Source organism: Rhodoferax sp. (assembly GCF_028689295.1).
Taxonomy (GTDB): Bacteria; Pseudomonadota; Gammaproteobacteria; order Burkholderiales; family Burkholderiaceae_C; genus Rhodoferax.
Window position 1 is genome coordinate 192,986 of sequence record NZ_JAQTWL010000003.1, and the last position, 24,513, is coordinate 217,498.

Genomic DNA, 24,513 nt, shown 5'->3' on the forward strand with positions numbered 1-24,513 from the left:
GGGCTCAATGCCCCTGTTGGACAAACTTCTCAAAATCAGCCAAAGCAATTGGGTGGCTGAAAAGATAACCCTGATAGGCCTGGCAGCCAATGTGCGCCAGAAATTCTTTTTGCGCCTGCGTTTCTACACCTTCGGCAATCACAGCCAAGTCCATGCTGTCGGCGAGGGCCATCACCATCCTGGCTATTGCCGCATCGTTGGTATCGGTCAGGATGTTTTTGACAAAACCCTGGTCAATTTTGAGCTGGTCCAGCGGTAGCCGCTTCAGGTACGAAAGTGAGGAGTAGCCAGTGCCAAAGTCGTCCAGCGAGAAGCCCACGCCGCAGGCTTTAAGCGCCGCCATCTTGGTGATCACGCCCTCCACATCACTCACCAAAAGGCTTTCGGTGAGTTCCAGCTTCAGTCGTTTCGGGTTGGCGCCAGTGCGGGTCAGCAACGCCAACAATTGCGGCACAAACTTTTCTTCGCGGAATTGTTTGGCACTCACATTCACCGCCAGTGTCAAATGGCTGAAAACCGGTTGCGCTGCCCACTTCGCCAGTTGAGAGCAGGCCGTTTCAAGTACCCACTGGCCCAAGGACAGGATCATCCCCGTGTCTTCAGCCAAGGGGATGAATTCTCCTGGCGACACCAGCCCGCGCTGCGGATGTTGCCAGCGCACCAGCGCTTCGGCGCCAGTCAGGTGCCCATCACCCACCACCTGCGCCTGGTAATACAGAAGAAACTGGTGTTGATTCAAGGCCTCGCGCAAGTCGTTTTCCAGACCTGCCCGTTGTGTGACCTCCACTTGCATTTGTGGGTCAAAAAACTGCAGTGTGTTGCGCCCGGTTGTTTTGGCTTGGTACATCGCCAGTTCGGCGCGCTTCAAGGGTTCGTCGGTCGTTTCGGGCTGCGCTGCACCAAACAACGTGATACCAATACTGGTCGTGCTGTGGTGCTCAAAAACACCGAGGGTATAAATCTGGCCGAGCGCCTGTCGAATCTTTTCACCCACCGATCTGGCTTCGTTGGCAGCATCAAGCTCGTTTTCACCCAGATGTTCGAGCAAGACGACGAATTCGTCGCCACCCAGGCGCGCCACGGTGTCGCCCTCGCGCACGCAGGCGGTCAAACGGTTGGCCACGTGTTCCAGCAATAAGTCGCCTTGAACATAGCCCACCGTGTCGTTCAGAGTCTTGAAATTATCCAGATCAACATACAGCACGGCGCCTTGACCCGCGCGCCGCGAGCAGGTGACCTGCGCCTGCGCCAGCCGGTCCAGCAACAGCCGACGGTTCGGCAAATGCGTCAAAGGGTCATAAAAAGCCAAGGTTTTTATTTGCTCTTCTGCGACTTTGTGCGCGCTGATGTCTGAAAAGATGGACACATAGTGCGTTGTCCGCCCGTCTTTATCTTTGACCGCACTGATTGTGAGCCACTCCGGATACACCTCACCGTCTTTGCGCCGGTTCCAGATCTCGCCCTGCCAGGAGCCTTGCCGCGCAATATCTCCCCTCATGGCGTTGAAGAACGCCGCATCATGGCGGCCAGAGGCGAGCAGGCGCGTGTTCTGACCCACGGCCTCGGCCGCACTGTAGCCGGTGATCTGCGTAAAGGCCTGGTTGACGCGCAGGATCACACTTTCGGCGTTGGTGATGCTCATTCCCTGCTGTGACTCGAAGGCGGTGGCTGCAATACGCAAATCGTCTTCTGCCTTGGCCAGGACGCTCATGTCGGCGTCCATGCAGAACATGACAGCTGACTGCCCGGGAATTGAAACCACGGTGTGGCTGGAATAGACTGGCACATCTCGGCCATCCTTGTGCCTAAGCGTCATGCGACTCGGAGGTATCCCCTGACCGGTCTCGAACATCCAGCGCACAGCGCCCTCAACCGGGGCACGCATCTCCGCTGGAATGATCAGGTCCAGCAGGTTGCCCCCGAGGGCTTCGTCGGCGCTGTATCCGTAAATGGTCTCTGACGCACGGTTCCAATAGACCACCGTCCCGTCGACGAGGTAGCCTTGAATTGACATGGCATCCGCGTCTTCAAACAGTTTCTGAAAACGCAAATCGGCAATTTTGCTGGCGCTTTCCCGTGCCTGTGCGGCAGCTGTGAGCGGTGTGGTGAACATCTTGATTGCCCTCCCCAAAGTCAATTGTTCCCTTATGTTAATGGCAGTGAGGCAAGGCAAGTATTTTTCGGCCTGGCTTGACTACTGCTAATCGAGCTTGTCCATTTGGCGCAAGCAGGCACATACGGTTGCCCATGTTGGAAATAACCGACACTACGCCCCCTTTGGCGGTGCTACCGTCGTGCTTTTTTGAAATCCCGCAAGGAAACACCATGCCCAAAACCCTGATCGAGCCGTTTCGCATTAAAAGTGTCGAGCCTATCCGCATGACCACTCAGCCTGAGCGCGAGCAACTGCTGGAGGCCGCCAAGCTCAACGTGTTCAAGTTACACGCCGAAGACGTGCTGATCGACTGGCTGACCGACTCCGGCACCGGCGCCATGTCTTCGCGTCAGTGGGGCGCGATCATGGAAGGCGACGAAAGTTATGCGGGTGCGCGCAGCTTTTTCCGGCTGGAGAAAGTCATCCAGGACATTACCGGCATGCAGTTCTTTGTGCCCACGCACCAGGGCCGTGCCGCAGAAAAGGTGCTGTTCACGGCGGTGTGCAAAAAGGGGGATGTGGTGCCCAACAATTGCCACTTTGACACCACCCGCGCCAACCTCGAATACCTGGGTGTGCAAGCGCTGGACCTGGTGATTCCCGAGGGTCTTCAGCCTGCCACCCTTCATCCGTTCAAGGGCAATATTGACCTGGAGCGGGTCGAGACACTCCTGAAGGAGCAGGGCGACCGCATCCCGTTTGGCATGATCACCGTGACCAACAACACTGGCGGTGGCCAGCCGGTGTCGATGGCCAACATCCGCGCTTACGCCCAGCTGCTGAAAAACCATGGCAAGCCCTTCATCATGGATGTCTGCCGTTTTTCAGAGAACGCCATGTTCATCAAGATGCGCGAACCGGGCTACGAGAACACGCCCATCAAATCAATTGTGCAAGAGATGTTTTCTTACGCCGACGGCGCCACCATGAGCGCCAAAAAGGATGGCATGGTCAACATTGGCGGCTTCATCGTACTCAAAAGCGAGGAGTGGATGGACGCGGTGCGTAACGTGCTGATCATGACAGAGGGCTTTCCCACCTACGGCGGCCTGGCCGGGCGCGACCTGGAAGCGCTGGCCGTGGGCCTGGAGGAAGGCATGCAGGAAGACTACCTGCGCTATCGCCTGCGCACCGCCGAATACCTGGGCGAGCGTCTGGAGGCGGCCGGCGTGAGTTTTGTCAAACCCACCGGCGGCCACGCGGTGTACATCGACGCCCGAACCGTGCTGCCCGACATGCCCGTGGCCCATTACCCGGCCTGGGCGCTGTGCAACGCGCTGTATCTGGAGGGCGGCATTCGCGGTGTGGAAATCGGTTCGGTGATGTTCGGCAAGCGCCTGGCCGACGGCACGGAAACGTTTCACAGCATGGAACTGGTGCGCCTGGCTTTTCCGCGTCGCATGTACACGCAAAGCCACTTCGACTATGCCGCCGAGGTGATTGCCGAAGTCAAGCAAAAAGCGGCCAGCATCCGCGGGGTGAAGATCACCAAACAGCCCCAGTTCTTGCGGCATTTCACTTGCGAATGTGCCTGGGTCTGATGCTTGAGGCAAGCTTTCTCCAGACTGATGCGACCGGGTTATCATGGTCCGATATTGCTTGATACCCTTGCCGATGAGTCACACTCGAAAGGTCCTGGCGCATGAGTTCCCCCCATCATCTGGAAGACGAAATCGCATGGCGGCGCATGTTTGCCTCGCAGGCAAACAACCGTGCCTGGGCGCTCACTGAGCAGTTGACGCGCACGCCGGAGGAAGATCAGGAAATGCTCGACGCAGCGCACGCGTCCATGCACCTTTGGCGCCCGATTGGCAACGACAAAAACTATAGGCTGGGTTGCCTTCTTCTGGGCCAGGTGCATGCGCTACTGGGCAATGCGTCGTATGCCATTGACTATGCGAGTTCGGCGTTTGACTACTTCGAAGTTCAAATTTGTGAGCCTTGGGAAATGGCGTTGGCCCACGCGGTGCTTGCCAATGCGGCGCATTGCGCTGACGACGAACTGCGGCATGCGTTGCACTACCGGGCAGCGCAAGCGTTGATCGACGCTTTGCCGGACCCAGAGGAAAAAGACATCTTGCTTGCAACGCTGCGAGTGGTTCCAGCACTGTCAGCGGCGTGAGTCATTGAAGTGCGTCCTGAATTCTTATTGACGAACCACTTGAGAGGAGCCATGTGAGCGACACCCCAATCCATCAAGGCGTGGTGATCTTTGCCAAGAACAAGAAGAAGGTGTCTGCGTTTTACCGCGGCACGCTGGACCTGCAGGCGCTTGAAGAAGCGCCGTCGCATGATGTGCTGCGTGGTCATGGTCTGGAGGTGGTGGTTCACGCCATTCCACGCAAGATTGCCGCAGAGATCCAGATGACCCAACCGCCAGCGGTGCGCGAAGACACGCCGATCAAGCCGACCTTTGTAGTGACCAGTCTGGAGGCGGTGCGTGTCGCGGCGCTGGCCACTGGTGGCCTTTTGAAGCCCATGGAAGGGGCGTGGCATTTTCGTGGTGCCACCGTGCTGGATGGCCACGATCCGGAGGGCAATGTGGTGCAATTCAAACAGCTTGATGCGTAGCCGGAAGATGCTGTTCAATGGCCTCAAGAATTCTGCTATTACTTGGCAGCATTCAAGCGCTTGACCCCCGCCACAAATCGCGCCAGCGTGTTGGACAACACGCCGCTTGGGATCATGATTTCAATCAGTTGGAAGCGCCCGCTTGTGGCCATGGCTGCATCAAGTGCCGCCTTGAGTTCGGCTCGGGTGCGAACCCGCACGCCGTCCCCTCCCAGGCCACGCGCCATGTCGGCAAAACCCCACTCACCCAGGTCGTTGAAGCCGGATTCGGGCTGGAAGGTCCGCAGCATTTCCCAACTGGCGTTGTTGAACAGCAGCACGATCGGGTCCCAGCCGTAGCGCTTGCAGTTACCCAGCTCCCAGCCGGTCATCTGGAAGGCGCCGTCGCCGACCAGAATCAGCGGGCGTTCACCGGTGGCGGCTTGCAGGCCCAGGCCCGCGGGCACGCCAAAACCCATGGTGGCGTAATAGCCGGGCGCCACCAGCGCGGTGTGGCTGATTTCCATGGCGGTGAACAGGCAGTCGCCCATGTCGGAAGCCATCGGCATCTTGCCGTGCCTGGCCATCAGGTCGTTCACGGCCGTGGCAATGTCGGTGGGGGTGATGCTTTGGTCGTCTTCAGCCAGGCCGGTGGGAAAACTTTGCCGCGTCACGCTGAAGGCTTTGTCGGGTCCGGGCACGCGTTCCAGCATGCGGTTCACCACTGCAGCCAGCGGCAGATTGGCATAGGTGTGGTAGCCAATGTTGACCTGGCCGTTCAAGGCCTGGATCGTCTTGCGCATGTCGATCTTGGTCTCCGACACGGCAAAGTTGGTGTCGCAGATGATTTCACCCAGCAAAAACAGGCCGTCGGAGCCTTCCACGAGTTGCGTCACTTCGGGGAAGCCCGCCACACCCATGTAGGTGCCGACCAAGGGTGCGTCCTGGTCCGCCAGCAGGCCGCGACCCATGAAGCTGGTCACCACCGGCAGCCCCAGCCGGCGTGACAGGGTGGCCACCTTGTCTTCCAGACCGTAGCGGCGCACTTCCACACCGGCCATCAGCACGGGTGATTGGGCTTGGGCCAAACGCGCCAGAATTTCATCGACGCAGGCATCCAGCGCGTCCGGGTCCACCTTGAACTCTGGCTCCGGCACCACCTCCAGGCAGGGCACGGCCACCATGTCGCGCGGAATCTCGATGTACACCGGCTCGGAGTGGCGCAGGCAGTTGGCCAGCACGCGGGCAATGTCAGCCGGGGCGCGCTCGGCATCGTCCAGGCGCACCTGGTCACAGGTGATTTCCTTGAAAATCTGAAACTGGCTGTCGAGCGTCTTGGCCTGGTGGTGCAGCAGCAGGCCCGAGCGCGACTCGTTCTTGCCCGGCCCGCCCGACAGCACCACCAGCGGCGACTTTTCGGCAAAGGCGGCCGCCACCGAATTGATCATGTTCAAGGCGCCCGCGCCGTAGGTGACCGCCGCCACACCGAGGCTGCCATTGATGCGCGCCGAGGCATCGGCCGCAAAACCCACGCCGGGCTCGTGCGACAGGGTGTAGAGCGGCAAAATCTGCGACTCTTCGATGATGCGGAAATAGGGCAGGGCAAAGTCGCCGGGGATGCCAAAAATCTGCCGCGCACCGTGCTTTTTGAGCGCGGTCAGCAGTTGTTCGGTGAGATTCATGTGGAATGTCTCCTGGTTTAAGGTGCCTGCATTATCACAGTCCATCGTGCTTGAGACCCCTGTTGCGTCAGGGTTTACCGGGGCTCAAACCGTTACCATTGCAGCTTCATTTTTCAGGAGTTTTCAAGATGGGTATCACAACAGTTGGCATCATTGGCGCGGGCACCATGGGTAACGGCATTGCACAGGCTTGCGCCGTGTCAGGCATCAAGGTGGTGATGATCGATATTTCGGAAGCCGCTGTGGCCAAGGGTGTCGCCACCGTGTCGGGTAGCCTGGACCGTTTGCTCAAGAAAGAAAAGATCACTGCGGATGACAAAACCGCGGCCATGGCACGCATCCATGGCAGCACCAGCTACGACGACCTCAAGGGCGCGCAACTGGTCATTGAAGCTGCCACTGAAAACTACGATCTAAAAGTCAAAATCCTCAAGCAGCTTGATGCCTTGCTGGCCCCGGAGGTGATCATTGCCTCCAACACCTCGTCGATTTCCATCACCAAGCTGGCCGCTGTGACCACCCGCGCCGACAAATTCATCGGCATGCACTTCTTCAACCCGGTGCCGATGATGGCGCTGGTCGAGATCATTCGCGGCCTGCAAACCAGCGATGCCACGCACGCCGCGGTGCACGCCATGGCCACCGCCCTGGGAAAAACCCCGATCACGGTCAAAAACGCACCCGGTTTTGTGGTCAACCGCATTCTGGTGCCGATGATCAACGAAGCCTTCTTTGTGCTGGCCGAGGGCCTGGCCACGGCTGAGGACATCGACGCCGGCATGAAACTGGGCTGCAACCAGCCGATCGGCCCGCTGGCGCTGGCCGACATGGTGGGTCTCGACGTCTGTCTGGCGGTGATGGAGGTGTACTTGAGCGAGTTTGGCGACAGCAAATACCGCGCCTGTCCCTCGCTGAAGGAAATGGTGGCCGCCGGCCGCCTGGGCCGCAAAACCGGACAGGGTGTTTACACCTACTGATCTTCAGGAACCATCGCCTTGTCGTCTTGCGGCGACAATCACCTGCTTATTTTGATTGATGGCCGGGTTCGTCCCCGGCGCTTGTTATGTCCCTGATTACGCCTACCGAGGTGCGCCCCGCGATTCTGCGCGACGCCAAGTCCATTGCCGACATCCGCACCCGCTCCAGCCAGGCCGCCTTCAAGGCTGTGTTCCCCGGCGAGACCTTGCCGGTGGGCGGCTCGCCCGAGCACAGCCTGGTGTACTGGCGCGAGGCCATTGAGTACAGCGAACCCCAGGTGCTGGTGGCGGTGCAGAAATCAACGGTGGTGGGTTTTGTCGGCTTCGACCGCTCGCGCGACCCCAAGACGCCCAACACCATGGGCGAGATCTGGGCGCTGTATGTGGCGCCTGAGCAATGGGGCCAGGGCGTCGGGCTGGCGCTGTGGGACGCCGCCCGTGAAGGCCTGCTCTATGAAGGCTGCACCAAGGTCAGCGCCTGGGTGCCGCTGGGCTTCGAGCGCGCCTTGCGTTTTTTTGACATGGCCGGTTTCAAGCGCGAAATGACCAGCATCAAAACCGTGCCGATGGGTGACACCCGGGTTGAAGAAATCCGATTCAAGCGCGACCTGAGTTGACCGGGATTCAGGTGCGGCGCAACACCGCGCTGCCAATCGAATAACCTGCGCCAAAAGAGCAGATCACGCCCACCTCGCCTGTTTTGAAGTCGTCATGGTGACGGTGAAAAGCGATGATGGAGCCCGCAGAGGCGGTGTTGGCGAACTCGTTCAGGATCACGGGCGCTTCATCGGCCGTGGCATCGTGTCCGAGCAGTTTGCGGCTGATGAGTTGGTTCATCGCCAGGTTGGCCTGGTGCAGCCAGAAGCGACGCACGCCATTCGGTGCGAACCCCAGTTTGCCCAGGTGGCTACTGATGTGCGCAGCAGCCAGCGGGCAGACGTCCTTGAACACCTTGCGCCCCTCCTGATAGAACAGCATGTCGCGGTCGTCCGGGTTGCGGTCTTCACTGCGCCACATATAGCCCGCGTTGTTGCGGATGTTGTTGGAAAACGAGGTGAGCAGCTGCGTGCCCAGAACCTCAAAAGCGCCGGCTGGCGCGTTGTCCAGCCGCTCAATCAGGATGGCGGTGCAGACATCGCCAAAAATGAAGTGACAGTCGCGGTCCTTCCAGGCCAGATGCGGTGAGGTGATTTCGGGGTTGACCACCAGCACGGCGCGGGCGCTGCCGCATTTGACGGCGTTGACCGCCATCTCGATGCCGAAGGTGGCTGACGAGCAGGCCACGTTCATGTCGAAACCAAAGCCCTGAATGCCCAGCGCAGCCTGGATTTCAACCGCCAGCGCCGGGTAGGCGCGCTGCATGTTGGCCGCCGCGCAGATCACGGCGTCCACATCGCCGGCCTGTTTGCCCGCGCGGGCCAGGGCGTCACGGGCGGCGGCGATGCTGATCTCGGCCATCAGCGAGACCTCGCTGTCGGGCCGCACGCGCAGCCGTGGGCGCATCCGCGTGGGGTCGAGCACACCCGACTTTTCCACCACGTAGCGGCGCTGGATGCCGGAGGCTTTTTCGATGAACTCCACGCTGGAATAAGGTATGGCGGCACGGGTGCCTGCGGCGATCTCAGCGGCATGGGCTGCATTGTCCAGGTCGGCAAACTGATTGAAAGCGGTCACCAATTCGGCATTGGTGATGATCTCTGGCGGGTTATAGAGGCCGGTGCTGCTGATACAAACGCGGTGCATAAAGGTTCTTTCTGAGAGGGTCGATGCACAGGTTTTTGTGCCGATGCGCCATTATCCAACCGATCGGAGAGGGTCGTCAGCGTCGTATCCGCGACAATGTGCCGTTATGAAACATCAATTTTTCGTGTCTGGAGAGGTCTCCCATGGCCACTAGTCTCTTGGTGTTGCTCGACGACATTGCCACAGTGCTCGATGACGTGGCCTTGCTGACCAAGGTGGCCGCCAAAAAAACGGCGGGTGTGCTCGGGGACGATCTGGCGCTCAACGCCCAACAGGTGGCCGGTGTCAAGGCCGAGCGCGAATTGCCCGTGGTGTGGGCGGTGTGCAAGGGTTCCCTCATCAACAAAGCCATTCTGGTGCCCGGCGCGCTCGTGCTCAGCGCCATAGCGCCCTGGGTCATCACGCCACTGCTGATGGCGGGCGGTCTGTTTTTGTGTTTTGAGGGCTTCGAGAAAGTGGCGCACAAGCTGTTGCAAAAACCTGCCGAAGATGCTGCCGAGCACGAGCAACTGGTCAACGCCCTGCTTGACCCCACGGTCGATCTGGTGGCCGTGGAAAAGGACAAGATCAGGGGTGCCGTGCGCACCGACTTTATTTTGTCCACCGAAATCATCGTCATCACGCTGGGTACGGTGGCGGCCAGTCCGTTCATGACGCAGTTCACCGTGCTGGCCGGGGTGGCGCTGCTGATGACGGTGGGCGTGTATGGTCTGGTGGCAGGCATTGTCAAGATCGACGACCTGGGCCTGTACCTGAGCCAGCGCACCAGCAGCGTGGCGCAAGCTTTGCAACAAAAACTGGGTCGCGGCTTGCTGCTGGCCGCGCCGCTGCTGATGAAAAGCCTGACCGTGCTGGGCACGCTGGCCATGTTTCTGGTCGGTGGCGGCATTCTGGCGCATGGCTGGCACGACGTGGGGCAGGGCATCGAGCAACTCAGCGCTTTGGCGGGCAGCCTGCTGCAACCGGTGCTGGGTGTGTTGCTCAACATGGCGCTGGGTTTGCTCGCCGGCGGCTTGGCGCTGCTGGTGGTGACGCTGGGGCAGCGGCTCAAGGTGAAATTGCGTTAGGGCGCTATGCTTCTGCCGTACTACCGCCGGATGTTGAGACGCGCTCCGCGGGTCCTTTATCCGCGCGGTCGATGCATCCTGAACAACTGCTCTGGTCCCACCGAAAAATAGTCCGCCGCGCCACCGCCGCGCAGCACATGCTCGGCGCGCGCGGTGTCGTAAACGCCGTTGACCAGCAGGCGCCGCGCAATGTGCACGGCGACCACTTCGCCCAGCGCCAGCCAAGTGGGCAGCTTTTGGCCGCTGGCATCCTGCAACTGCAGCAGTTGCGTCAGGCGGCATTCAAAAGACACCGGGCTCTCGGCAATACGCGGCGGTGTCACCAGGCGTGAGGCCAGCGGGGTCAGGCCGGCCAGTTCGAATTCACTGATCTCAGGCGCCACGGCGGCGCAGGTCTGGTTCATGGCCTCGGCCAGCGGCCGTGTCACCAGGTTCCAGACGAATTCGCCGGTTTGTTCGATGTTGCGCACCGAATCCTTGTAGCCGATGCTGGAAAAACCGACGATGGGTGGCGTGTAGTTGAAGGCGGTAAAAAAGCTGTAGGGCGCAGCGTTGAGCGTGCCGTGGGCGCTGCGCGTCGAGATCCAGCCGATCGGGCGCGGGCCGACGATGGCGTTGAATGGGTCATGGGGCAGGCCATGGCCCAGGCGCGGCTCGTAAAAGTGGCTGGCCTCAGGCATGGTTGTATCGGGGGCGAGCGGGCTCAAAGCACCTTGAAGCCGTGGGTGCCGTCGCGCGCCAGTTGCGCCACCAGGCCATATTCCCAGTCCAGATAGGCCTGCATGGCCGCATGCGGGTTGTTGGTGCCTTCGTAGGGGCGGCGGTAGCGGTGCGGGGAGGGCGATACCGGCGGGGGCAGCTGGCCGGTTTCTCTGAAATCGGCGGCCTGCAGGCCGTCAAGCACCCACATCTCCCAGCCCATTTGCGCCAGCCATGAGGCAGTCATGTTGGCGCGCACGCCATCCAGGTCGGCCAACACTGCGCGTGCGCCGCGCACCGGCATCGTGACATCGGTTTCCTGCACCAGTTGGCCACCGGGCGCGCTGGCAAAGCCGCTCAGGTGGCCAGCGGCAAATTCCTCTGGTGTGCGCACATCAAGGCAGTAGCTGGTGCGCATTGTTTCACTGCGAAAGCGCGCCACATCCGCCAGCTGCGCACGCTTGACCCCGGCGCGATCCGCCACCGCCCGCGCCCGCTGCGCAGCGGCCAGGCGCTGCGTCTCGGGCACTTGGTTTGCTTGGCGTCCGGCGCCGTGTTCGAGTGTTTGCCCGGCCAGGCTCCAGCCGATGGTGCCGTTGCGCAGGGCTGCCACCGGGTTGGCGATGCCCGCGTTCACCAGCGACTGCGTGCCGATGATGCTGCGGGTGCGTCCGGCGCAGTTGACGATGATGCGGGTGGATGGATCGGGCGCCATTGCGGTGGCGCGCAGTACCAGTTCGGCACCGGGCACGCTGATGCTGGTGGGAATGTTCATGGTCTGGTATTCGTCGAAGCGGCGGGCGTCGAGCACGACCACATTGGCTTGGGCTTCGAGCAGGGCCTTGACTTCCTGGGCGGACAGCATGGGGGTGTGGCGTTGTGCATCGACCAGCTCGCCGAAAGCCTTGCTCGGCACGTTGACATCCTTGAACAGCTCGCCACCGGCCTGCTGCCAGCTTTGCAGGCCACCGTCCAACAGGTGGACTTGGCTGTAGCCGAGCTGTTGCAGGATTTGCGCGGCGGCTTGGGCCAGGCCTTCACCATCGTCATAGGCCACGATCAGCGTGTCAAGGCGCGGGATGCGGCGGCGGGCATCCGGGTCAAGGCGCGCCAACGGCAGATTGGCGGCAAACAGCGGGTGCGCCTGGGCAAACACGTCTTCCTCGCGCACGTCGAGCAGCGCGATCTCCTGCTTGTTCAGCAGGGCCTGGCGTACCGCCTGGCAGGTCATCAAAGGGAAGGGGGTGGGCATTCGTTTTCTGTGCCAGGTTCAGGCATGGACCGGCAGGTCCAGCTCCGCCAGCGAGGCCAGCAGGTCGCCAAAGCGTTCACCCTGCACCACGACATGGTCGTGCAGGGCAGCGGCTGCGGCGGCGGCATCGCCGGCAACAATGGCGCGGACAACGGCATCGTGTTCGTCAAATGAAGTGCTGATGCGGTTGCGCACGCGCAATTGCAGGCGTCGATAGGGGCGCAAACGACGGTGCAACTGCTGCGCCTGCTCGCCCAGAAAGGCATTGTGGCTGCCGGCGTAGATGGCGGCATGGAAGCGCTCGTTGCAATAAAAGTATTCGTCCGAATCCTGGGCGGTGCGCGCGGCTTCGCAGGCTTGGTGGGCGGCCAGCAGATCGGCGCGCTCGCCCTCGCTCATGCGCCGTGCCGCCAAACGCCCGCACATGGCTTCGAGCTCGGCCATGACTTCGAACATTTCCAGCAGCCGGGCCGGACCGATGCTCGTCACGATGGCGCCGCGACGCGGCCGGATTTCTATCAGGCCCTCGGCGGCCAACTGGATGAGCGCTTCCCTGACCGGTGTGCGCGACACCCCGTGCTGCTCGGCCAGCCTAGCTTCGTCGAGTGCGCAGCCCGGTGGCAGCTCGCCGGTGGCGATTTGTTCCTCGATTTTTTCGCACACTTGGTCGGAAATTTTCATCGTTGAATTCTCTCACTTCTGTTTTTACAAAATTCAAGAAATGTCCTAGGGTATTCACCAATGCGTTTAATAAATACAAAATATACATTAACGGACACATTCATCGCATTGATTGAATGCGTTGGACGCTTCACCCCTAGATGTATTCACACTCAAAACCAGGAGACAAACCCATGAAATGCCCCACCCTTGCCAAATCTTTAACCGGCTTGCTGGTCGCCGCCCTGCCCATGACGGCTGTGTTGGCCGACAGCATCACACTCAAGGCTTCGCACCAGTTCCCGGGTGGCAAGGGCGACGTGCGCGACGAAATGGTGCAGATGATTGCCAAGGAGGTCGCCGCTGCCAACGTCGATCTCACCATCAAGGTGTTTCCCGGTGCCAGCCTGGTGAAGGCCCAAGACCAGTGGAAGGCCATGCAGACGGGTCAGATCGACATGACCTCGCTGCCGCTGGACTACGCCTCGGGCATTCACCCGCAATTTGGCGCCACGCTGATGCCGGGCCTGGTCAAGAACCATGCGCACGCTCAGCGCATCAATGCCTCGCCCTTCATGCAGGACATCAAGGCCATCATTGCACAGGGTGGCGCCCATGTGCTGGCTGATGCCTGGCTGGCGGGTGCCTTTGCGGGCAAGGACAAGTGCATTCTCAAGCCCGAAGACGCGGCCGGCATGAAGGTGCGTTCAGCCGGCGCCACATTCGCGCAGATGTGGGCTGGCGCCGGGGCTTCGGTGGTGTCGATCCCGTCCAACGAGGTCTACAACGGCATGCAACAAGGGGTGATCAACGGAACCGACACCTCGACCGGCAGTTTTGTGTCGTTCCGTTTGTACGAGCAGGTCAAGTGCATCACTGCCCCTGGCGACAACGCCATGTGGTTCATGTACGAGCCGGTGCTGATCTCCAAGAAAAGCTGGGACAAGCTCAATGACGCGCAGAAGAAAGCCCTGACCACGGCGTCCAAAAAAGCCGAAGACTACTTCAATGTCGAGTCGAAAAAACTGGACGACGAAATGGTCGAAACCTTCAAGAAGAACAAGGTTCAGGTGGTCACCATGTCCAACGCCGATGCCGAAGCCTGGCGCGCCGTGGCCAACAAGACCTCGTACAAGGTGTTTGCAGAAAAAGTACCCGGTGGCAAGGAGCTGATCGAGAAGGCGCTCAGTGTTAAATAAGGAGCAGGAACTGGCTTTGCCCCTGTGGGTGCAGGCGGTTTATGCCGTTTCGCGCGCCCTGGGGGTATTTTCCGCCTGCCTGATCGTGCTGGCCGTTGTGGTGGTGTGTCAGATGGTGTTTGTGCGGGCAGTGCTCGGCCAGTCATCGATCTGGCAGACGGAGTTTGCCACTTTTGCCATTTTGGGCGCCACATTTCTCGGTGCGCCCTATATTTTGCTCACGCGCGGCCATGTGGCGGTGGACCTCTTGCCGATGATGGTGGATGGCAACAAGCGGCGCGCGCTCTACTTTGCCGGCAGCTTTGTTGCGCTTGCCTTTTGCGGTCTGTTCTTTTATGCCTCGCTGTCCTGGTGGTATGAAACCTGGAGCTCGGGCCACACCACCTCGTCGATGTGGCGTGCCAGGCTGTGGATTCCGCATCTGAGTGTGCCGGTCGGGCTGGGGCTGTTGTGTCTGCAGTACCTGACCGAGATCTGGCTGGTCTGGACCGGAAAAGAAGAACCCTACGGCATGACGCCTGGAGTCCACCTATGAGCCCGTTGTTGATTGGTGTTCTGGTCTTTTCCACCACCATGCTGGTGCTTGCCACTGGCTTGCCCATCGCCTTCGGTCTGGGGGCGGTGGCGCTGGGGTTCATGATTATTTTTGACGGCTGGTCGAGCGTCCACTTTTTGCCGGAAACCATTTTTTCGGGCCTGGATGACTTCACCTTGGTGTCGCTGCCCATGTTTGTCATCATGGGGGCTGCCGTGGCCTCCTCGCGCGCTGGCAGTGATTTGTACGAAGCGCTGGCGCGGTTGCTGCACAAGGTGCCGGGCTCGCTGGTGATCTCCAACATCGGCGCCTGCGCGCTGTTCTCGGCGCTTACCGGTTCTTCCCCCGCCACCTGCGCCGCCATTGGCAAGATGGGCATCCCCGAGATGCGCAAGCGCGGTTACGACGCCGACCTGGCCACCGGCGCCATCGCAGCGGGCGGCACCCTGGGCATTTTGATTCCGCCCAGCGTCACCATGATCCTGTATGGCATCGCCTCGGAAACCTCGATTGGTCGCCTGTTTATCGCGGGCATCCTGCCGGGCCTGATGTTGACCCTCTTGTTCATGGCCTGGGCGTTGTTTTTGAGCTGGAAGCGCGGCACCGTGCTGATCGACAAGGACCGTATTTATTCGCTCAAGGAAAAGGTTGAACTGCTGCCGCGCCTGTTGCCCTTTTTGGCGGTGATTGCGGGCGTGGTCTATGCGCTGTATGGCGGCATTGCCACACCGTCGGAGGCGGCGGGGGTCGGGGCCATGCTGTGCCTGCTGATGGTGGCCGTGATCTACAAGGTCTGGCGTCCGCGCGACATGTGGCACATTTTGCGCGACGGGCTGCGCGAGTCCGGCATGCTGCTGCTGATCATCGGCACGTCCATTTTGTTTGGCTACATGATGTCGTCGTTGCAGGTGACACAGTCGGTGGCCGAAGCCATTGGTGCCTTGCAGGTGAACCGCTGGGTGGTGCTGGCCGCCATCAACCTGATGCTGCTGGTGGCCGGCTGCTTTTTGCCGCCGGCAGCCATCATTTTGATGACCACGCCGATCCTGATGCCGGTCATCACGGCAGCGGGTTTTGATCCGATCTGGTTTGGTGTGGTGCTCACCATCAACATGGAGCTGGGCCTCATCACGCCGCCCGTCGGCCTGAACCTGTTTGTCATCAACGGCATCTCGCCCGACATCAAGCTGACCACCATTCTCAAAGGCGCCTTCCCCTTCATGGTGTGTATGGTGGTGGCCATTCTGATTTTGTGCGTCTTCCCCGAAATAGCCACCTGGTTGCCGACCAAAGTCATGGGTTAATGCGGGGCGCTCATGCGTAACTGGAGCAGCTTGGCAAACAACCGCAATTCCAGACTGGCGCGGGCGGCCAGTCTGGTGAGAGGCAAGCGGGTGCCGGCCGACCTGGCCACGGCACTGCTGGCGGCGGTGCTGGAGCCGGGGGATCGGGTCTGCATCGAGGGCAACAACCAGAAGCAGGCCGATTTTCTGGCGCGTTGCCTGACCCGACTTGACCCGGCGCACATTCACGACCTGCACATGCTGCAATCGGTGCTGGCGCTGCCGGAGCATCTGGATATTTTTGACAACGGCATTGCCTCGAAGCTCGATTTTTCTTTCTCGGGCCCGCAGGCCGCGCGGCTCGCCAGGATGGTGACGACCGGGCAGATTCAGATCGGTGCCATCCACACCTACCTGGAGCTGTTCAGCCGTTACTTTGTCGATTTGACGCCGCGTGTATCGCTGGTTTGCGCACAGGCTGCAGATGCCCAAGGCAACCTTTACACCGGCGCCAATACCGAAGACACGCCCGCCATCGTGGAGGCGACGGCGTTCAAGGGCGGCATTGTCATTGCCCAGGTCAATGAGTTGCTGGATACGCTGCCGCGGGTGGATATTCCGGGCGACTGGGTCAATTTTGTGATCCAGGCGCCGCAGCCGCATGCCATCGAGCCCTTGTTTACGCGCGACCCGGCGCAAATTTCCGAAATTCAGGTGCTGATGGCGATGATGGCCATCAAGGGCATTTATGCCGAATACGGCGTGCAGCGCCTCAACCACGGCATTGGCTTTGACACGGCGGCCATCGAACTGCTGCTGCCAACCTACGCCGAGTCGCTGGGGTTGAAGGGCAAGATTTGCCAGCATTGGGCGCTGAATCCGCACCCGGCTTTGATCCCGGCCATCGAGGCGGGCTGGGTGCATTCGGTGCACTCGTTCGGCTCCGAGCTGGGCATGGAAAATTATGTCAAGGCGCGCTCGGACGTGTTTTTTACCGGGGCCGACGGCAGCATGCGCAGCAACCGGGCGCTGTGCCAGGCGGCGGGCCACTATGCCTGCGACATGTTCATTGGCTCCACGCTGCAAATTGACCTGAACGGCCACAGCTCGACTGCCACTACCGGGCGCATTGCCGGCTTTGGCGGCGCGCCGAACATGGGCGCCGACGCGCGCGGACGCCGCCACGCCACGCCGGCCTGGCTCAAGGCCGGTGCCCAGGCACGCCAGGGCCGCACCGGGGTGTCAAGCATGCCGCGCGGCCAGAAGTTGGTGGTGCAAATCGTGGAAACCTTTCGTGAACACATGCAGCCGGCCTTTGTCGAAACGCTTGATGCCTGGCAATTGGCTGAGCAGGCGCACATGGCGATCCCGCCGGTGATGATTTATGGCGACGACGTGACCCACATCCTGACCGAGGAAGGCATTGCCAATTTGCTGCTGTGCCGCAGCGACGAAGAGCGCGAGCAGGCCATTCGCGGCGTGGCCGGCTTCACCCCGGTGGGTCTGGCGCGCGACAAGGCCATGGTGGAAAACCTGCGCGACCGCGGTATCGTCGTGCGCGCCGAAGACCTTGGCATCGACAAGCGCGACGCCACCCGCAGCCTGCTGGCTGCCCGCAACATGCGCGATCTGGTGCGTGCCTCCGGTGGACTCTACGACCCGCCCAAACGTTTTCGCAACTGGTAGCGCGCAAGGAAGACAGCATGGAAAAATTGCACTACGAACTTGCCGGGCATCGCGCCCCGGGTCAGTTCGCCCCCGTGCTGGTGGGCGTGGTGGGCTCGGGCAATCTGGAGGTGATGATCGAGCCGACGCCCCAAGGCACCGCTTGCCAGATCGATATCACCACCTCGGCGCGCGGTTTTGCACCGATCTGGCAGGCTGTGGTTTACGATTTTCAGGCGCGCCATGGCCTGGCAGGGGTGGCCGTGTCGATCAATGACATGGGGGCCACGCCCTCCGTGGTGAGTTTGCGGCTGGACCAGGCCGCAGCGGCGCTGCCAGCAGCTCATTCCCCAGCCAAAGGTGCCTTGGCATGAAACTCAGTTTTGCCGAATTGACCGCCCGCGAACGTGTTACCCATCTGCTCGATAGCGACAGTTTTCACGAGATTCTGGGACCGGCCCAGCGCGTCGTCAGCCCGCACCTGGCGCTGCTGGGCGTGCCCTCGGCGTTCGACGACGGGATCGTGATCGGCAGTGGCTTGCTGGCGGGTCAACCGGTCTTTCTCGCCGCGCAGGAAGGTGAGTTCATGGGCGGTGGCGTGGGTGAGGTGCATGGCGCCAAGCTGGTCGGCCTGCTTCAGCGCGCGCTGGTTTGCAGGCCTGCTGCCGTCATCGTGCTGGCCGAGTCCGGCGGCGTGCGCCTGCACGAGGCCAATGCCGGACTCATCGCGGTGTCGGAGGTGATGCGCGCCTTGCTGGCGGTGCGCGCGGCGGGCATACCGGTGCTGATGCTCATTGGCGGTGCCAACGGCTGTTTTGGCGGCATGGGCCTGATTGCGCGCTGTGCCGACTGGGTGGTGATGAGCGACATCGGTCGTCTGGCCATGTCGGGCCCCGAAGTGATCGAGTCGTCCCACGGCGTCGAGGAATTCGACTCCCGCGACCGTGCGCTGGTGTGGCGCACTACCGGTGGCAAGCACCGTTACCTGATGGGCGATTGCGACGCGCTGGTGGAAGACGACGTAGCCCAATTTCGGAGTGCTGCCATTGGCTTGCTCGATCAATCCCGGCCTCTGACCCTAGCCGCGCTGGAGGCTGAACACGCGCTGTTGACCGAGCGCCTGACGCGTTATGGCGACTGCCGCGATGCGCTGGACATCTGGCAGCGCGACGGTGTGCCAGTGCCGCTGCGGGTGACCGACATGGAGGCCGATGAGATTGTGACCCTGAAGGCGCTGATCGAAGACCAACCCAGGGTACCGGCATGAATTGGACAGCACTGCTTACCGCGCTGTTCGGCGCGGCGCACGATGTGCAGTGTGATGGTGACCTGCTGCACGGCAGCGCCCAACTGAATGGCCGAACCCTCGCGCTGGTGGGCACCACCCACCACGCCGCCATTGGCGTCGAACTCGCCCTGGCGCAGGCGCGTGTGGTGCTGGATGTGGTGCGCGATTTCCCTGGGCGGGCCATTGTGCTGCTGGTGGACACCCAAGGCCAGCGCTTGCGCCACCGCGATGAGTTGCTCGGTATCAACCGCTATATGGCGCACATGGGTTGCTGCATCGCGCTGGCGCGTCAGCAGGGGCACCGTGTGATTGGCCTGGTCTATGACCAGGCGCTGTCGGGCGGCTTCATCACCTCGGGCCTGATGGCCGATGCCTGCTACGCGCTGCCCGAGGCCGAGATCCGTGTCATGCGTCTGCCAGCCATGGCGCGCGTGACCAAGCTTGACGAGCAACGCCTGGCCGAGCTCTCCAAGACCAATCCGGTGTTCGCGCCGGGCGTGGAAAACTATGTGGCCATGGGCGGCATTGAGGCGCTTTGGCGCGGTGATCTGCAAGCCTGCCTGGTTGCGGCATTGCAGCAGGCCACGACCGTGGACACGCGTGCGGCCGAGGGCGCGGCACGTGGCGGGCGCCTGCTGGCCGAACAAGTTGCCATGCGTGTGGTCAACGCCTGAATCGTGTCAGGCCAGCGTGGTGCACGGCATGGAGGACTTGCGACGCAACCAATTGGTCTGCCTTCATGCGCAGGGCTGGGCGCAGCTGCAAGCCCATGCCTGGGACGCTGAGGCGCAAGCCATTCTGGCGCATTGGCAGCGCAACAAGCTGCCGCTGGTGGTGTGCCGCCAGCGCATTGATGTTGAATCAGCGCAGGTTTGCCTGGGTTTGCCGGCACCACGGCAATGGTCCCGGCGGCGCCTGGCGCTGAAGCTTGGGCTGGATCAGGTGGCTGCCGTTGCGACCTTTCCCACCCTGCGGCAAGTGGCGCAGGCCATGCCGTGGGAGCCTGCCGCATTCAAGTTGGATGAAAAGCTGACACCACTGGCTGTGACGCCACGGGTTTACGGCTCGCACGGCTGGCAGTGGCTCACCCACATGCCCTATGTGCACGAAGCTTCGGACATCGATATCAGCCTGAACGTGCCGGATTTCGAGACGGCTTGCGGGGCGACGGCGTTGCTGGCTAGGGCTGAGTTGGGGCCGCGACTCGATGGCGAAGTCGTTTTCCCGGGCGGTCAGGCCGTTGCCTGGCGCGAATTGCAGCGTCTTCTGGCCGGGCACACAGCGCAGGTCATGCTCAAAGACCGTCAAAGTATCGGGCTGGCCACGTTGGCAGAGCTGAAGATTTGGGGAAGGTCATTGCGAGCGAAGCGCGGCAATCCATGACTCCCCGCCACATGGATCGCCACGGCGCGGCTCACCTCGCGATGACGGAGGCGTGTCCAAATGCGGGCTGATCAACCGCTGCCAAACCATCGTTCAAACGCCGTGTACGGTATTGGGCTGGCCGCGGTGCGCGCACTTTACGCGGAGGTGGCGCTGGAGCCAAAACCGGGACTGGTGTCTTTTCGGGACTGCGGCAGCCATACCGACATGACTGCCCAGACCTTCGTGCGCAGCCTGTTTGTCTTGCGCGGCTATTTCCCTCGCATGGTGTGGGCAGGTCTTGCCGGTGCACCCTTTGCTGTTCTGGAAGGCTTGGGACAAAGCGCCGAAGCCCGCATGTTGATAGCCACCCGTGGCATCAACACCCACCGCGGCGCCATTTTTTGCCTGGGTCTGCTGTGCGCCAGCGCGGGCCGGTTGCTGGCCCAGGGTGTGCTGGTCACGCCGCAGCATCTGCGTGCCGTGCTGACATCCACCTGGGGCGACGCCTTGACGCGGCGCGCGAATGCCGCACGGCTCACCGCGCCGGTGTCCCATGGTCAAGCGGCGGCACGTCGCTTTGGGCTGCGCAGCGCGGGCGACGAGGCGGCGCAGGCGTTCCCGGTGCTGTTCGACGTCGCCCTGCCTGCCCTGCAAGCCGCTTTGCAGGCGGGGGCGGGCGATCGCGCGGCCCGTGTACAAACCCTGTTTGCCACCATGACCGCGCTGGACGACACCAATTGTGTCCACCGCGGCGGCATCGACGGTCTGCGCTTTGTTCAGGCGTCGGCGCTCCAGTTTTTGCGGGCGGGCGGTGTCATGCAAACCGACTGGCTGTCCCATGCCCGTGCCATCCATGCTGCATTCGTGGCACGTCGACTTTCTCCGGGCGGTTCCGCTGACGTATTGGCGAGTGCCTGTTGGGTTCAGTCGCGCCTGCAAATGGATCCTGAACCGTCACTGCGAGGCGCGTTAGCGACGCGGCAGTCCGGACTACATGGATTGCTTCACTGCGTTCGCAATGACGAGAGCGATTCACTCAAAACACCGCCCGAGCTTGCCGCATGAGTTACGCCCTCGTCTTTTCGGGTCAGGCCAGCCAGCATCCGACGATGTTGCCCTGGCTCGAAGCCGAACCCCTGGCCGCGGCAAGCTTGCGCGCCATGAGCCAGCGCATTGGCACCGATTGGCGCAATGCGCTACAGCACGAGGCCAGCCGCAGCAGTAACACTTTCGCCCAAGTGCTCATCACCGGCACCTCGCTGGCGGCATGGGCAGCCATCAAGGACCAATTGCCGCAGGCCCCCGCTGTCGTCGCTGGCTACAGCGTGGGCGAACTCGCGGCCTATGCCTGTGCCGGTGTGTTCTCGACAGAGCAGGCCATCGCTTTGGCGCAGCAGCGGGCTGAGTTGATGGATCTGGCGGTGCTGGGCTGGCAGACCGGCATGATGGCCGTGACAGGCTTGTCAGAGGACAGGGTACTTGCAGTCTGTGCCGGTCTGGGACTCGAATGTGCGATACGCATTCATCGCCACCAGTCGGTGTTCGCGGCGACCGACATCGTCCTGAACCAGGCCACGCCCCTGCTGGTGGCGCTGGGTGCAGTGTGCAAGCGGCTCGACGTGCGCGTGGCCTCGCATTCGTCATGGATGGCGCCAGCCGCACAGGACTTTGCCAAGGCATTGGTCGGGTTGCCATTCGCCGCTCCGCTGTGTCCCATCGCCACCGATGCTGATGGCACGCTAAGCCGGCAGGCGGCCACGCTGCGCCAGGCCCTGAGCCGCCAACTGGCCAGCACAGTCCAATGGGCCGCCTGCATGGAATCAATCGCAGAACGGCAGGTGGCCTGTGTGCTGGAAATCGGCGCCGGGTCAGCGCTGGCCAAAATGTGGAACGAGCGCTTTCCCGACATCCCGGCGCGTTCCCTCGATGAGTTCCAGCACGCCCAAGGGGCTGTGCAATGGGTTCTGCGAAACGGGTGAAAGTTGAATTCGCGAAGGTGCCTATGTCGGGTAGGTCCCCGGCAGCAGAATCCCCTTGTCCACGCTGTCGATCTGTGTGCGCCCGCAAAAGGCCATGGTCAAATCAAGTTCCTTGTGGATGATCTCCAGCGCCCGGGTCACACCGGCCTCGCCCATGGCGCCCAGTCCGTACAAAAAGGCGCGGCCGATGTAGGTGCCGCGCGCACCCAGGGCGCGCGCCTTGAGCACATCTTGGCCGCTGCGAATGCCGCCGTCCATGTGCACCTCGATCCGGCTGCCCACCGCATCGACAATGGCGGGCAGGGCGGTGATGGACGATGGCGCGCCGTCGAGTTGCCTGCCACCGTGGTTGCTCACAATCAGCGCGTCGGCGCCAGAATCAACGGCCAGGCGGGCGTCCTCCACGTCCTGGATGCCTTTCAAAATCAGCTTGCCGCCCCAGCGTTGCTTGATCCACTCCACGTCACCCCAGTTGAGCGCCGGGTCGAACTGTTTGGCGGTCCACTCACTCAGGGTGCCCATGGTCTCGATGCCCTTGACGTGGCCGACGATGTTGCCAAAGCCGCGCCGCGGCGTGCCCAGCATGCCCAGTCCCCAGCGCGGCTTGGTCATCATGTTGAGCATGTTGCGCACGGTGAGTTTGGGTGGTGCCGACAGACCGTTGCGGATATCGTTGTGGCGCTGGCCGATGATCTGCAGGTCCAAGGTGAGCATCAGCGCCGAGCAGTTCGCTGCCTTGGCGCGGTCGATCAGGCGCTCGATGTAGTCGCGGTCTTTCATCACATACAACTGGAACCAGAACGGATGGCCGCCGGTCTCCCTGGCCACGTCTTCGATCGAGCAAATGCTCATGGTGGACAGCGTGAACGGTATGCCGAATTTCTTCGCCGCATTGGCCGCCTTGATCTCGCCGTCAGCGCATTGCATGCCGGTCAGGCCGACGGGCGCCATGGCCACCGGCATGGCCACCTGTTGGCCGATCATGGTGCTGGCGGTGCTGCGGTTTTCCATGTTGATGGCGACGCGCTGGCGCAGTTTGATGCCCTGAAAATCGTCGCTGTTGGCGCGGTAGGTCGATTCGGTCCAGGAGCCGGAGTCAGCGTATTGGTAAAACATGCGCGGCACGCGCTTTTTGGCAAGCAGCCGCAGGTCTTCGATGTTGGTGATGATGGGCATCAGAGTCTCCTGAAAAAAGTGCCTGCATGGTAATGCCAGCGCCAGTGAGCTCTCCTGATGCGTTAAAGTGACTGCATCCCATGTTCCGGGTCAGTTCATGCAAAGCACAGACGTTCTCATCATCGGCGCCGGCATGGCGGGTGCTTCGGCGGCCTATTTTCTGGCACCCCATGCCAGGCTGATTCTGCTCGAGCGCGAGTCGCAACCCGGCTACCACGCCACCGGGCGCTCGGCCGCGCTGTATTCGGAAACCTATGGCAACGCCACGGTGCGTGCCATCACCACCGCGTCCAAACCTTTCTATTTCCAGCCACCCGAGGGCTTTTCGTCGTTTCCGCTGGTGTCGCCGCGCGGTGCCTTGATCGTTGGCGCGGAGGCGGACCATCCCGCGCTGCGCCAGACGCTGGACGCCATGCGTGCCCTGGTGCCCAACATTGCATGGTGGAGCCAGGGCGACATCTTGCAGCGCGTGCCGGTGCTGCGACCCGAGGCCGCGGTGTGCGGTGTTTATGAACCCGACGCCATGGACATGGACGTGCACGCCATTCACCAGGGTTTTTTGCGCGGCGCCAAGGCAGCCGGGGCGCAAACCGTGTGCGACGCCGGGGTCAGTGAGATCAGCTTTGACGACGGCCAGTGGCGCGTGAGCACGCCCGCCGGGCGTTTTTGCGCCCCCGTTCTGGTCAACGCGGCGGGGGCCTGGTGCGATGAACTGGCGCTGCTGGCCGGCGTCAGGCCAGTGGGGCTGGTGCCGATGCGGCGCACTGCTTTCACCTGCGAGGTGCCAGCATCCGCGCAGATCCAGGATTGGCCCCTGGTGATTGATGCCGGCGAGACGTTTTACTTCAAGCCCGAGGCCGGGCTGCTGCTGGTGTCGCCCGCCAATGCCGACCCGGTGCCGGCGCAAGATGTGCAGCCCGAGGAACTCGATGTGGCGATTGCCGTGGACCGGCTGCAGGCCGCCACCACCCTGCAGATCCGCCGGGTACGGCGCAAATGGGCCGGCTTGCGCTCGTTCGTTGCCGACAAGACCCCGGTGGTCGGCTTCGCCCCCGATGCCCCCGGCTTTTTCTGGCTGGCGGGCCAGGGCGGCTACGGCATCCAGACCGCACCCGCCATGGGCGAACTGGCTTCAGCCCTGGTGCGCGGTCTGCCGGTGCCGTCGGCCATGGCGGCGATGGGCGTGCGGCAGGAGGCGCTGGCGGCCAGTCGGTTCTGGGTCTAATCAGTTGAGGACA

The 24,513-nt window shown here is 62.0% G+C and carries 24 protein-coding genes; 17 read left to right on the top strand and 7 right to left on the bottom strand.

Annotated elements, in window-relative coordinates:
• Positions 1–4: 4 nt before the first annotated feature.
• Positions 5–2,113, bottom strand: coding sequence for a bifunctional diguanylate cyclase/phosphodiesterase (locus tag PHF15_RS04875; RefSeq protein ID WP_300119390.1), 2,109 nt, complete (start codon positions 2,111–2,113; stop codon positions 5–7).
• A 212-nt stretch (positions 2,114–2,325) separates the two neighbouring features.
• Here PHF15_RS04875 and PHF15_RS04880 point away from each other — a divergent pair, with 212 nt between their 5' ends.
• From PHF15_RS04880 to PHF15_RS04890, 3 genes are all read left to right on the top strand, one after another.
• Positions 2,326–3,696, top strand: coding sequence for a tryptophanase (locus PHF15_RS04880; RefSeq protein WP_300119392.1), 1,371 nt, complete (start codon positions 2,326–2,328; stop codon positions 3,694–3,696).
• 101 nt (positions 3,697–3,797) lie between these two features.
• The gene (locus PHF15_RS04885; protein ID WP_300119394.1) at positions 3,798–4,277 is read left to right on the top strand and encodes a hypothetical protein; all 480 of its coding nucleotides are present in this window, start codon (positions 3,798–3,800) and stop codon (positions 4,275–4,277) included.
• A 53-nt stretch (positions 4,278–4,330) separates the two neighbouring features.
• Positions 4,331–4,726, top strand: a complete 396-nt coding sequence (locus PHF15_RS04890; RefSeq protein WP_300119396.1) for a hypothetical protein — start codon at positions 4,331–4,333, stop codon at positions 4,724–4,726.
• Between the two features lie 38 nt (positions 4,727–4,764).
• Here the strand turns inward: PHF15_RS04890 and ipdC are convergent, their stop codons facing one another.
• Positions 4,765–6,387: an indolepyruvate/phenylpyruvate decarboxylase gene (gene ipdC, locus PHF15_RS04895; protein WP_300119398.1), complete on the bottom strand. Its 1,623-nt coding sequence runs from the start codon at positions 6,385–6,387 to the stop codon at positions 4,765–4,767.
• Positions 6,388–6,515: 128 nt separating this feature from the next.
• Between ipdC and PHF15_RS04900 the strand changes: the two genes are divergently transcribed.
• Positions 6,516–7,364 (top strand): 3-hydroxybutyryl-CoA dehydrogenase, encoded by an 849-nt coding sequence (locus tag PHF15_RS04900; RefSeq protein WP_300119400.1) that lies wholly within the window; start codon positions 6,516–6,518, stop codon positions 7,362–7,364.
• Between the two features lie 86 nt (positions 7,365–7,450).
• Positions 7,451–7,981, top strand: coding sequence for a GNAT family N-acetyltransferase (locus tag PHF15_RS04905; RefSeq protein WP_300119402.1), 531 nt, complete (start codon positions 7,451–7,453; stop codon positions 7,979–7,981).
• Positions 7,982–7,988: 7 nt separating this feature from the next.
• On the opposite strand, the gene PHF15_RS04910 is transcribed toward PHF15_RS04905, so the two are convergent.
• Positions 7,989–9,107, bottom strand: a complete 1,119-nt coding sequence (locus tag PHF15_RS04910) for a beta-ketoacyl-ACP synthase III (RefSeq protein WP_300119404.1) — start codon at positions 9,105–9,107, stop codon at positions 7,989–7,991.
• A 143-nt stretch (positions 9,108–9,250) separates the two neighbouring features.
• Here PHF15_RS04910 and PHF15_RS04915 point away from each other — a divergent pair, with 143 nt between their 5' ends.
• Positions 9,251–10,174 (top strand): DUF808 domain-containing protein, encoded by a 924-nt coding sequence (locus tag PHF15_RS04915; protein ID WP_300119406.1) that lies wholly within the window; start codon positions 9,251–9,253, stop codon positions 10,172–10,174.
• A 56-nt stretch (positions 10,175–10,230) separates the two neighbouring features.
• Here the strand turns inward: PHF15_RS04915 and PHF15_RS04920 are convergent, their stop codons facing one another.
• From PHF15_RS04920 to PHF15_RS04930, 3 genes are read right to left on the bottom strand one after another with little or no spacing between them, the layout of a single operon-like run.
• Complete coding sequence (locus PHF15_RS04920) at positions 10,231–10,854, bottom strand: flavin reductase family protein (protein WP_300119408.1); 624 nt, start codon at positions 10,852–10,854, stop codon at positions 10,231–10,233.
• Positions 10,855–10,877: 23 nt separating this feature from the next.
• Positions 10,878–12,125, bottom strand: a complete 1,248-nt coding sequence (locus tag PHF15_RS04925) for a rhodanese-like domain-containing protein (protein ID WP_300119410.1) — start codon at positions 12,123–12,125, stop codon at positions 10,878–10,880.
• Between the two features lie 18 nt (positions 12,126–12,143).
• Positions 12,144–12,806 (bottom strand): GntR family transcriptional regulator, encoded by a 663-nt coding sequence (locus tag PHF15_RS04930; RefSeq protein ID WP_300119412.1) that lies wholly within the window; start codon positions 12,804–12,806, stop codon positions 12,144–12,146.
• 173 nt (positions 12,807–12,979) lie between these two features.
• Here PHF15_RS04930 and dctP point away from each other — a divergent pair, with 173 nt between their 5' ends.
• The 10 genes from dctP to mdcH are packed head-to-tail and all read left to right on the top strand — an operon-like array spanning position 12,980 to position 22,099.
• Positions 12,980–13,984, top strand: a complete 1,005-nt coding sequence (dctP, locus tag PHF15_RS04935; protein WP_300119414.1) for a TRAP transporter substrate-binding protein DctP — start codon at positions 12,980–12,982, stop codon at positions 13,982–13,984.
• Positions 13,974–14,519, top strand: a complete 546-nt coding sequence (locus PHF15_RS04940) for a TRAP transporter small permease (RefSeq protein ID WP_300119416.1) — start codon at positions 13,974–13,976, stop codon at positions 14,517–14,519. The genes dctP and PHF15_RS04940 overlap by 11 nt, the downstream gene beginning before the upstream one ends.
• The gene (locus PHF15_RS04945) at positions 14,516–15,823 is read left to right on the top strand and encodes a TRAP transporter large permease (protein WP_300119418.1); all 1,308 of its coding nucleotides are present in this window, start codon (positions 14,516–14,518) and stop codon (positions 15,821–15,823) included. Before PHF15_RS04940 ends, PHF15_RS04945 begins: the two co-directional genes overlap by 4 nt.
• A gap of 12 nt (positions 15,824–15,835) precedes the next feature.
• Positions 15,836–17,488: a malonate decarboxylase subunit alpha gene (gene mdcA, locus PHF15_RS04950; RefSeq protein WP_300119420.1), complete on the top strand. Its 1,653-nt coding sequence runs from the start codon at positions 15,836–15,838 to the stop codon at positions 17,486–17,488.
• A gap of 17 nt (positions 17,489–17,505) precedes the next feature.
• Positions 17,506–17,841 carry a malonate decarboxylase acyl carrier protein gene (mdcC, locus tag PHF15_RS04955; RefSeq protein WP_300119422.1) on the top strand — a complete coding sequence of 112 codons (336 nt, stop codon included), beginning with the start codon at positions 17,506–17,508 and terminating at the stop codon, positions 17,839–17,841.
• Positions 17,838–18,734, top strand: a complete 897-nt coding sequence (locus PHF15_RS04960; RefSeq protein ID WP_300119423.1) for a biotin-independent malonate decarboxylase subunit beta — start codon at positions 17,838–17,840, stop codon at positions 18,732–18,734. The genes mdcC and PHF15_RS04960 overlap by 4 nt, the downstream gene beginning before the upstream one ends.
• Entirely contained in the window at positions 18,731–19,429 is a 699-nt protein-coding gene (gene mdcE, locus PHF15_RS04965) for a biotin-independent malonate decarboxylase subunit gamma (protein ID WP_300119424.1), read from the top strand. The genes PHF15_RS04960 and mdcE overlap by 4 nt, the downstream gene beginning before the upstream one ends.
• Positions 19,413–20,138 carry a malonate decarboxylase holo-[acyl-carrier-protein] synthase gene (mdcG, locus tag PHF15_RS04970; protein WP_300119426.1) on the top strand — a complete coding sequence of 242 codons (726 nt, stop codon included), beginning with the start codon at positions 19,413–19,415 and terminating at the stop codon, positions 20,136–20,138. Before mdcE ends, mdcG begins: the two co-directional genes overlap by 17 nt.
• A gap of 60 nt (positions 20,139–20,198) precedes the next feature.
• On the top strand, positions 20,199–21,185 hold the full coding sequence (gene mdcB, locus PHF15_RS04975) for a triphosphoribosyl-dephospho-CoA synthase MdcB (RefSeq protein ID WP_300119428.1): 987 nt from the start codon (positions 20,199–20,201) through the stop codon (positions 21,183–21,185).
• A complete protein-coding gene (gene mdcH / locus PHF15_RS04980; RefSeq protein ID WP_300119430.1) occupies positions 21,182–22,099 on the top strand; it encodes a malonate decarboxylase subunit epsilon in 918 nt (305 codons plus the stop codon). The genes mdcB and mdcH overlap by 4 nt, the downstream gene beginning before the upstream one ends.
• A 21-nt stretch (positions 22,100–22,120) precedes the next feature.
• Here the strand turns inward: mdcH and PHF15_RS04985 are convergent, their stop codons facing one another.
• Complete coding sequence (locus PHF15_RS04985) at positions 22,121–23,275, bottom strand: alpha-hydroxy acid oxidase (RefSeq protein WP_300119432.1); 1,155 nt, start codon at positions 23,273–23,275, stop codon at positions 22,121–22,123.
• Between the two features lie 97 nt (positions 23,276–23,372).
• On the opposite strand from PHF15_RS04985, the gene PHF15_RS04990 reads away from it, so the two are divergent.
• Positions 23,373–24,500 (top strand): FAD-binding oxidoreductase, encoded by a 1,128-nt coding sequence (locus PHF15_RS04990; protein WP_300119434.1) that lies wholly within the window; start codon positions 23,373–23,375, stop codon positions 24,498–24,500.
• Positions 24,501–24,513: the final 13 nt, after the last annotated feature.